The sequence below is a fragment of the Pseudomonas brassicacearum subsp. neoaurantiaca genome (genome assembly GCF_013608025.1).
GTDB lineage: Bacteria > Pseudomonadota > Gammaproteobacteria > Pseudomonadales > Pseudomonadaceae > Aquipseudomonas.
The window spans coordinates 106,675-114,955 of record NZ_VDLV01000058.1; the positions used below are offsets into that span (position 1 = coordinate 106,675).

At 63.0% G+C, this 8,281-nt stretch carries 8 protein-coding genes; all 8 read left to right on the forward strand.

Annotation, left to right across the window (positions count from 1 at the left end; translation table 11 throughout):
- Nucleotides 1-7 precede the first annotated feature (7 nt).
- On the forward strand, nt 8-1,504 hold the full coding sequence (gene tssC, locus FHK92_RS25785) for a type VI secretion system contractile sheath large subunit (protein ID WP_030138240.1): 1,497 nt from the start codon (nt 8-10) through the stop codon (nt 1,502-1,504).
- Nucleotides 1,505-1,706: 202 nt separating this feature from the next.
- Nucleotides 1,707-2,195, forward strand: a complete 489-nt coding sequence (locus FHK92_RS25790; RefSeq protein WP_181290609.1) for an Hcp family type VI secretion system effector — start codon at nt 1,707-1,709, stop codon at nt 2,193-2,195.
- An 81-nt stretch (nt 2,196-2,276) separates the two neighbouring features.
- Nucleotides 2,277-2,729, forward strand: coding sequence for a type VI secretion system amidase effector protein Tae4 (locus FHK92_RS25795; RefSeq protein WP_181290610.1), 453 nt, complete (start codon nt 2,277-2,279; stop codon nt 2,727-2,729).
- On the forward strand, nt 2,729-3,154 hold the full coding sequence (locus FHK92_RS25800) for a hypothetical protein (RefSeq protein WP_181290611.1): 426 nt from the start codon (nt 2,729-2,731) through the stop codon (nt 3,152-3,154). Before FHK92_RS25795 ends, FHK92_RS25800 begins: the two co-directional genes overlap by 1 nt.
- Nucleotides 3,148-3,660: a type VI secretion system baseplate subunit TssE gene (gene tssE, locus FHK92_RS25805; RefSeq protein WP_181290612.1), complete on the forward strand. Its 513-nt coding sequence runs from the start codon at nt 3,148-3,150 to the stop codon at nt 3,658-3,660. The genes FHK92_RS25800 and tssE overlap by 7 nt, the downstream gene beginning before the upstream one ends.
- The gene (tssF, locus tag FHK92_RS25810; protein WP_181290613.1) at nt 3,657-5,516 is read left to right on the forward strand and encodes a type VI secretion system baseplate subunit TssF; all 1,860 of its coding nucleotides are present in this window, start codon (nt 3,657-3,659) and stop codon (nt 5,514-5,516) included. Before tssE ends, tssF begins: the two co-directional genes overlap by 4 nt.
- The gene (gene tssG, locus FHK92_RS25815; protein ID WP_181290614.1) at nt 5,480-6,529 is read left to right on the forward strand and encodes a type VI secretion system baseplate subunit TssG; all 1,050 of its coding nucleotides are present in this window, start codon (nt 5,480-5,482) and stop codon (nt 6,527-6,529) included. Before tssF ends, tssG begins: the two co-directional genes overlap by 37 nt.
- Nucleotides 6,522-8,281: AAA family ATPase (locus tag FHK92_RS25820; RefSeq protein ID WP_181290615.1), on the forward strand; the 1,760-nt coding region annotated here is incomplete at its 3' end. The genes tssG and FHK92_RS25820, both read left to right, overlap by 8 nt.

Sequence of the window (8,281 nt, forward strand, 5' to 3'; positions counted from 1 at the left end):
AACGATCATGAACGATTTGGTACGCGACAATCAGCCCCAGAACCTGGGCGCCACCGAAGAAACCAGCGAGTTCGCCTCGCTGTTGCTGCAAGAATTCAAACCCAAGACCGAACGTGCTCGCGAAGCCGTCGAGACCGCCGTGCGCACGCTGGCCGAACAGGCTCTGGCGCAGACCGACCTGGTGTCCAACGACGCCATCAAGTCGATCGAGTCGATCATCGCCGCCATCGACGCCAAGCTCACCGCCCAGGTCAACCAGGTCATCCACCACCCGGATTTCCAACAACTGGAAAGCGCCTGGCGTGGCCTGCACTACCTGGTCAACAACACCGAGACCGATGAGCAGCTCAAGATCCGCGTGCTCAACATCTCCAAGCCTGACCTGCACAAGACCCTGAAGAAATTCAAGGGTACCGCGTGGGACCAGAGCCCGATCTTCAAGAAGATGTACGAAGAAGAATACGGCCAGTTCGGCGGCGAGCCTTACGGCTGCCTGGTGGGCGACTACTACTTCGACCAGTCGCCACCGGACGTGGAACTGCTGGGCGAACTGTCGAAAGTCTGCGCCGCGATGCACGCACCGTTCATTGCCGCTGCTTCGCCCACCGTGATGGGCATGGGCTCCTGGCAGGAACTGTCGAACCCGCGCGACCTGACCAAGATCTTCACCACCCCGGAATACGCCGGCTGGCGTTCGCTGCGTGAATCGGAAGACTCGCGCTACATCGGCCTGACCATGCCGCGTTTCCTGGCGCGCCTGCCGTACGGCGCCAAGACCGACCCGGTGGAAGCCTTCGCCTTCGAAGAAAACACCGACGGCGCCGACAGCTCCAAGTACACCTGGGCCAACGCTGCGTACGCGATGGCGGTGAACATCAACCGTTCGTTCAAACACTTCGGCTGGTGCTCGCGCATCCGTGGCGTGGAGTCGGGCGGTGAAGTGGAAAACCTGCCGGCCCACACGTTCCCGACCGATGACGGCGGCGTGGACATGAAGTGCCCGACCGAAATCGCTATTTCGGACCGCCGTGAAGCGGAACTGGCGAAGAACGGTTTCATGCCGCTGCTGCACAAGAAAAACACCGACTTCGCTGCCTTCATCGGCGCCCAGTCGCTGCAGAAACCGGCCGAATACGACGACCCGGACGCCACCGCCAACGCCAACCTGGCCGCGCGCCTGCCGTACCTGTTCGCCACCTGCCGTTTCGCCCATTACCTGAAGTGCATCGTGCGCGACAAGATCGGCTCCTTCAAAGAGAAGGACGAGATGCAGCGCTGGTTGCAGGACTGGATCCTCAACTACGTCGACGGCGACCCGGCGCACTCCACCGAGACCACCAAGGCCCAGCATCCATTGGCTGCCGCCGAAGTGATCGTCGAAGAAGTCGAAGGCAACCCGGGGTATTACAACTCCAAGTTCTACCTGCGCCCGCACTACCAGCTCGAAGGGCTGACCGTGTCGCTGCGACTGGTATCGAAACTGCCGTCGGCCAAGGGCGCGTAAAGATTTACTGAACGGTGCAAGGCCAATGTGGGAGCGAGCTTGCTCGCGATTGCGGTGGATCAGTTGTCATGGCTGTATCTGACACTCCGCTATCGCGAGCAAGCTCGCTCCCACAGGAGATCACCGTGGCTGTTCCGAACACGATATTTCGCAAGGTCAGCGTCAACCAAACAATGTGGTAGAGACCACACAGGGAGAAAACATGGCTGTTGATATTTTCATCAAGATTGGCGACATCAAGGGCGAGTCCATGGACAAGGCCCACAAGGACGAGATCGACGTCCTGAACTGGAGCTGGGGCATGTCCCAGTCCGGCAACATGCACGTCGGCAGCGGCGGCGGCGCGGGCAAGGTCAACATCCAGGACCTGTCGCTGACCAAGTACGTCGACAAGGCGTCGCCGAACCTGATGATGCACTGCGCCAGCGGCAAGCACGTCGACAAGGTCAAGCTAACCGTGCGCAAGGCCGGCGGTGAAAACCAGGTCGAGTACATGATCATCAACCTGGAAGAAGTGCTTATCACTTCCCTGAGCACCGGTGGTTCGGGCAGCGATGATCGCCTGACCGAAAACATCACCCTGAACTTCGCCAAGGTGCTGGTCGACTACCAGCCGCAGAAAGCCGACGGCACCAAGGAAGGCGGCCCGGTCAAGTTCGGCTGGAACATCCGTCAGAACGTCAAGGTGTAATCGAACACACCCCCGGTGCCACGCGCCGGGGGTGTTTGGTGCTTGCTCGCATCCCATCCTTTTCTGTCCGGTGTCTGAGTCATGGCCAAGCCTTCGTTTATCAATTTGTGGAAAGCCTATTCCGATTTGCTGGTGACCCATCCCGACGCGAAACCTTGCGACGGCCCTTGGGCGAACCAGTGCGCGATTCGCATGAGCCTGACGCTCAATGCGGAGAAGTCCATCAAGGTCAACAAGTCCACCTACACCGAACCCAAGTGTGCCCATGAACACGCCAGGGGCGCCGAATCGCTGGCGAACTGGTTGTGGAAGCACCATCTGGGGCGTCCGACCATCCTCAGCAATAGCGCCGCCGACCGGCAGAAGTTGATGGGCAAGACCGGGTTGATTTTCTTCAAGGATTGTTTCCAACAGTCAGGAGAGACCCCGGAAGGTCGTAGCGGCGACCATATCGATTTATGGAATCGTGGTCTGACCCAAACCAGCGACCTGTTCTACCGTTCCAAGAAGGTCTGGTTCTGGGAGCTCATCTAATGAAGAAGCCCGCGCTCGCCCTATGCCTGGCGACAAGCCTGATCAGCCTCAGCGCATGCGCCGAGCATGCCGATACGCTGACCACGCAAGCCGATTTCGTTGGTCAGCAGCTCAAGCTAGTCGACGACCAAGGCCAGTGCACACTGGTAAAACCTGACCAGAGCCGCATGAAACTGGACATGGAATGGCCTTGCGGCTTTAGTCTGGATAAACAGCAGAAACTGCGCGTGGAAATGTTCAACAACGTCCCTATATTCGCGGTTTGGCGCAGCGAACACATGCCGGCCCCCAGCCGCGATTGCCTGAGCAAAATGCAGGCTATTCGTCAGATGCCGGCAGGTTTCGAGGCGGGAACGATCAGCGTCTATGCAGCTTGCGGCTCCGGCGGCGACCAAAAAATGTATGTAGCGCCTTTCTCGTGGTAACCGAAATCGCCACCCGCGATCGCCTGCAACCGTCCCTGCTGGACCGGCTGACCGACGACGATCCGACCAATCCCAAGGAAAGTGCCGACAAGCGCGTGCTCTCCCTTACCCAATTGAAAGCCTCGGTACTGCGTGACCTCGCATGGCTGCTCAACACCACGTCGCTGCTCGACGACGATGCCACGATGCACACGGCGGCAGGCACGTCGGTGGTGAATTTCGGACTGCCGGCGCTGGCGGGCAACAGTGCGTCGAACGTTGACGTGCCCGCCCTGGAAGCTCTGATCCACCAGGCCATCGCCACGTTCGAGCCGCGCATCCTGCGCCACACCTTGCGCGTGCGGGCCCGGGCGACGGCCGAGATGAACCACAACGCCCTGAGCTTCGAGATCGAAGGCGACCTCTGGGCGCAGCCGGTGCCACTGCGCCTGATGCTGCAAACCGACCTGGACCTGGAAACCGGCCACGTGCGCGTGGTCAACGCCGACCAGCGGAGACGCCCATGAACCCGCGCCTGCTGGAACTGTACAACCAGGAATTGCACCACGTGCGCGAAAGCGCGGCGGAGTTCGCCAAGGAATACCCCAAGATTGCCAGTCGGCTGACCTTGGCCGGCATGGACTGCGCCGACCCGTATGTCGAGCGCCTGCTGGAAGGCTTCGCCTATTTGACGGCGCGGGTGCAACTCAAGCTCGACGCCGAGTACCCGACCTTCACCCACAACCTGCTGGAAATCGCCTACCCGCATTACCTGGCACCGACGCCGTCGATGACCGTGGTGCAGATGCAGGCCGACCCGGACGAAGGCTCGCTGAGCAGCGGTTTCCCGCTGCCACGCGACACCATCCTGCGCGCCGCCCTGGGTCGCGAATCCCAGACCTGCTGCGAGTACCGCACCGCCCACGCGGTGACGTTGTGGCCGTTGCAGGTCAGCCAGGCCGAGTATTTCGGCAACCCGTCCGCCGTGCTCGGGCGCCTGGCCGCCAGCGAACCGAAAGCCAAGGCCGGCCTGCGCCTGACCCTGCGCACCGGCGCCGAGCTGCCGTTCAACAGTCTGGACCTGGACAATCTGCCGCTGTACCTCAGCGGTGCCGATGAGCAGCCGTTCCGCCTCTACGAACAACTGCTGGGCAACGCCTGCGCGGTGTTCGCGCGCCAGCCCGGCGGCAATTGGGTCGAACGGCTGCCCCAGGATGCGTTGCGCTCACAAGGTTTCGATGACGCCGAGGCCGCGCTGCCAGTGGTGTCGCGGGCTTTCCAGGGCTATCGCCTGTTGCAGGAATACTTCGCCCTGCCCCATCGCTTTCTGTTCGTCGATTTCACCCAGCTCAGCCGCGCGGTCAAGCGTTGCGAAGGCCAGGAGCTGGAACTGATCGTGCTGTTCGATCGCCACGATCCGAGCCTGGAAGGCAGCGTCGGCGCCTCGCAGTTTCTGCCGTTCTGCACCCCGGCGATCAACCTGTTTCCCAAGCGCCTGGACCGCATCCATTTGTCGGACCGGGTCAACGAACACCACGTGATTGCCGACCGCACCCGGCCGATGGATTTCGAAGTGCATTCGCTGACCGGGCTGACCGGCCACGGCACCGGGCCGGAGCAACCGTTCCTGCCGTTCTATGCGGTGCGCGATCCGTCGCGCTATGGCCGCGACAAGGCCTATTACACCGTACGCCGCGAACCCCGCGTGCTGTCCAGCGACCAGCGCCGCAACGGTCCGCGCTCGACCTACGTCGGCAGCGAGACCTTTGTCAGCCTGGTGGACAGCCAGCAAGCGCCCTACCGCCACGACTTGCGCCAACTGGGCGTGACCGCGCTGTGCACCAACCGCGACCTGCCGCTGTTCATGAGCGTGGGCAACGGCAAGACCGACTTCACCCTGGCCGACAGTGCCCCGGTGGGCGCGGTGCGCTGCGTCGCCGGGCCGAGTCGTCCCCAAGCCAGCCACGCCCACGACGCCAAGGCCTGGCGATTGATCAGCCAGTTGTCGCTGAACTATTTGTCGTTGAGCGAACAGGGCCAAGGCGCCGCTGCACTCCGTGAACTGCTGCGCCTGTACGGCGACAGCAACGACGCAGCGCTGCAATTGCAGATCGAAGGCCTGCGCGAAGTCAGCAGCAAGCCCTGCACCCGGCGCCTGCCGATGCCCGGCCCGATCGTCTTTGGACGTGGCCTGGAGATCAGCCTGGAATTCGACGAAAACGCGTTTCGCGGCACCGGGGTGTTCCTGCTCGGCGCGGTGTTGGAACGTTTCCTGGCACGCTACGTGTCGATCAACAGTTTTACCGAGACGGTGATCCGTACCACCGAACGCGGCGAGATCATGCGATGGAAAGCCAAGCCCGGACGTCGTCCGACCCTGTGAGTACCCTGGAAGCGATGCACCAGGAACCCTGGGAATACGACTTTTTCCAGGCGTTGCGGCGCATCGAATGCGAAACGCCCGAGCTGCCGCGCCTAGGCCATTCCCTGCGCCTGGCCGATGACCCGCTGCGCCTCGGGCAACAGGCCGAGTGCACCTTCGCCCCCGCGACGCTGGCCTCGGTGCAACCGGGTGTCGATGGCGCGCCGGCACGCCTGGAGCAGTTCTTCTTCGGCCTCGGCGGTCCCAACGGTCCGATGCCGCTGCACATCACCGAATACGTGCGCGAACGCCAGCGCAACAATGGCGACAGCACCAGCAAACGCTTCCTTGATGTGTTCCACCACCGCCTGCTCAGCCTGTTCTACCGGGCCTGGGCCGAAGCGCGGCCAACGGTCAGCCACGACCGCCCGGACGATGACTATTGGTCGGCGCGCCTGGCGGCACTCAGCGGCCGGGGCATGCCGAGCCTGCTCAACCAAGGGCTGATCCCCGACACGGCGAAGCTGCATTACAGCGGCCATTTGTCAGCGCAAACCCGTTACCCGGACGGCTTGAAGGCGATCCTCAGCGAGTATTTCGGCCTGCCGGTGGAAATCGAAGAGTACGTCGGCCAATGGCTGGAGCTGCCGGAGCGCAGCCGCGTCGGCGTCAACGCTCAACTGGGCGTGGATTTCTGCCTGGGCCGGTTCGTCTGGGATCGCCAGCACAAATTCCGCATTCGCCTGGGCCCGCTCAAGCTCGTCGACTACATGGGCATGCTGCCCGGCAGCCGACCATTCGACGAGCTGGTGGCCTGGGTCGCCGAATACCTGGGCCATGAATTGGACTGGGACCTGAACCTGGTCCTGGAACAGCCCGAAGTGCCCGCGCTACAACTCAATGGCCGTTTCCGCCTGGGTTTCAACACCTGGCTGGGACGTCCTGAAAAAGATGCCAACGATCTAATACTGGCCCGGCATTACGCCGAACAGGCCAACACCTCACAGACCTCAAGGAGCCATGAGCATGGGTGAAATCAGTCGCGCCGCGTTGTTCGGCAAACTCAACAGCGTGGCCTACAAAGCCATCGAAGCCGCCACCGTATTCTGCAAGTTGCGCGGAAACCCTTACGTGGAACTGGCCCACTGGTTTCACCAGTTGCTGCAACTGCAGGACTCGGACCTGCACCGCATCATCCGCCAGTTCAACATCGAGCCGGCGCGCCTGGCCCGTGACCTCACCGAAGCCCTGGATCGTTTGCCACGGGGCTCGACGTCGATCACCGACTTGTCGTCCCACGTCGAAGAAGCCGTGGAACGCGGCTGGGTCTATGGCAGCCTGATGTTCGGCGAAAGCCAGGTGCGCACCGGTTACCTGGTGCTGGGCATCCTCAAGACGCCGAGCCTGCGCCACGCGCTGCTGGGCCTGTCGTCGGAGTTCGACAAGGTCAAGGTCGAAGCCCTGAGCGAGCGCTTCGATGAGTACGTCGGCGACTCGCCGGAAAACGCCCTGGCCGCCAGCGACGGTTTCAACGCCGGCGCCGTGCCGGGCGAAGCCAGCGGCGCCATGGCTCCAGCCGCCATGGGCAAGCAGGAAGCGCTCAAGCGCTTTACCGTCGACCTCACCGAGCAGGCCCGCAGCGGCAAGCTCGACCCGATCGTTGGCCGTGACGAAGAGATCCGCCAACTGGTGGACATCCTCATGCGCCGCCGGCAGAACAACCCGATCCTCACCGGCGAAGCCGGAGTGGGCAAGACCGCCGTGGTCGAAGGCTTTGCCCTGCGCATCGTCGCCGGCGACGTGCCGCCGTCCCTCAAGGACGTGGAACTTCGCAGCCTCGACGTGGGCCTGTTGCAGGCCGGCGCGAGCATGAAGGGTGAATTCGAACAGCGCCTGCGCCAAGTCATCGAGGACGTCCAGGCCTCGCCGAAACCGATCATCCTGTTCATCGACGAAGCCCACACCCTGGTGGGTGCCGGTGGCGCCGCCGGCACGGGCGACGCGGCCAACCTGCTCAAGCCAGCCCTGGCCCGCGGCACCTTGCGCACCGTGGCCGCCACGACGTGGGCCGAGTACAAGAAGCACATCGAAAAAGACCCGGCCCTGACCCGTCGCTTTCAAGTGGTGCAAGTCGCCGAGCCGTCGGAAGACAAAGCCCTGCTGATGATGCGCGGCGTGGCCTCGACCATGGAAAAACACCATCAGGTGCAGATCCTCGACGAAGCCCTGGAAGCCTCGGTCAAGCTGTCCCACCGCTACATTCCCGCGCGCCAGTTGCCGGACAAATCCGTGAGCCTGCTGGACACCGCCTGCGCCCGCGTCGCCATCAGCCTGCACGCCGTGCCGGCCGAAGTGGACGACAGCCGCCGGCGCATCGAAGCGCTGGAAACCGAACTGCAAATCATCGCCCGTGAGCACGCGATTGGCGTGGCCATCGGCAGCCGCCAGACCCACAGCGAAAGCCTGCTGAGTGCCGAGCGTGAGCGTTTGGCCGAGTTGGAAAGCCGCTGGGCCGAAGAGAAAACCCTGGTGGACGAATTGCTGGAAACCCGCGCCACCCTGCGCGAACGCGTCGGCGTGGTGGACAGCGAAGACGGTAGCGAAACCAGCCATGCCCTGCGCGAAAAGCTGGTGGACCTGCAACAACGCCTGACCGCCCTGCAAGGCGAAACCCCGCTGATCCTGCCAACCGTGGACTATCAGGCCGTGGCCTCGGTGGTCGCCGACTGGACCGGTATCCCCGTGGGGCGCATGGCCCGCAATGAACTGGAAACCGTGCTCAACCT

Bases quoted from the DNA above. Each gene is read 5' to 3' on its own strand.
- tssC (WP_030138240.1), top strand. From the start codon at position 8: ATGAACGATTTGGTACGCGACAATCAGCCCCAGAACCTGGGCGCCACC.
- FHK92_RS25790 (WP_181290609.1), top strand. From the start codon at position 1,707: ATGGCTGTTGATATTTTCATCAAGATTGGCGACATCAAGGGCGAGTCC.
- FHK92_RS25795 (WP_181290610.1), top strand. From the start codon at position 2,277: ATGGCCAAGCCTTCGTTTATCAATTTGTGGAAAGCCTATTCCGATTTG.
- FHK92_RS25800 (WP_181290611.1), top strand. From the start codon at position 2,729: ATGAAGAAGCCCGCGCTCGCCCTATGCCTGGCGACAAGCCTGATCAGC.
- tssF (WP_181290613.1), top strand. From the start codon at position 3,657: ATGAACCCGCGCCTGCTGGAACTGTACAACCAGGAATTGCACCACGTG.
- tssG (WP_181290614.1), top strand. From the start codon at position 5,480: ATGGAAAGCCAAGCCCGGACGTCGTCCGACCCTGTGAGTACCCTGGAA.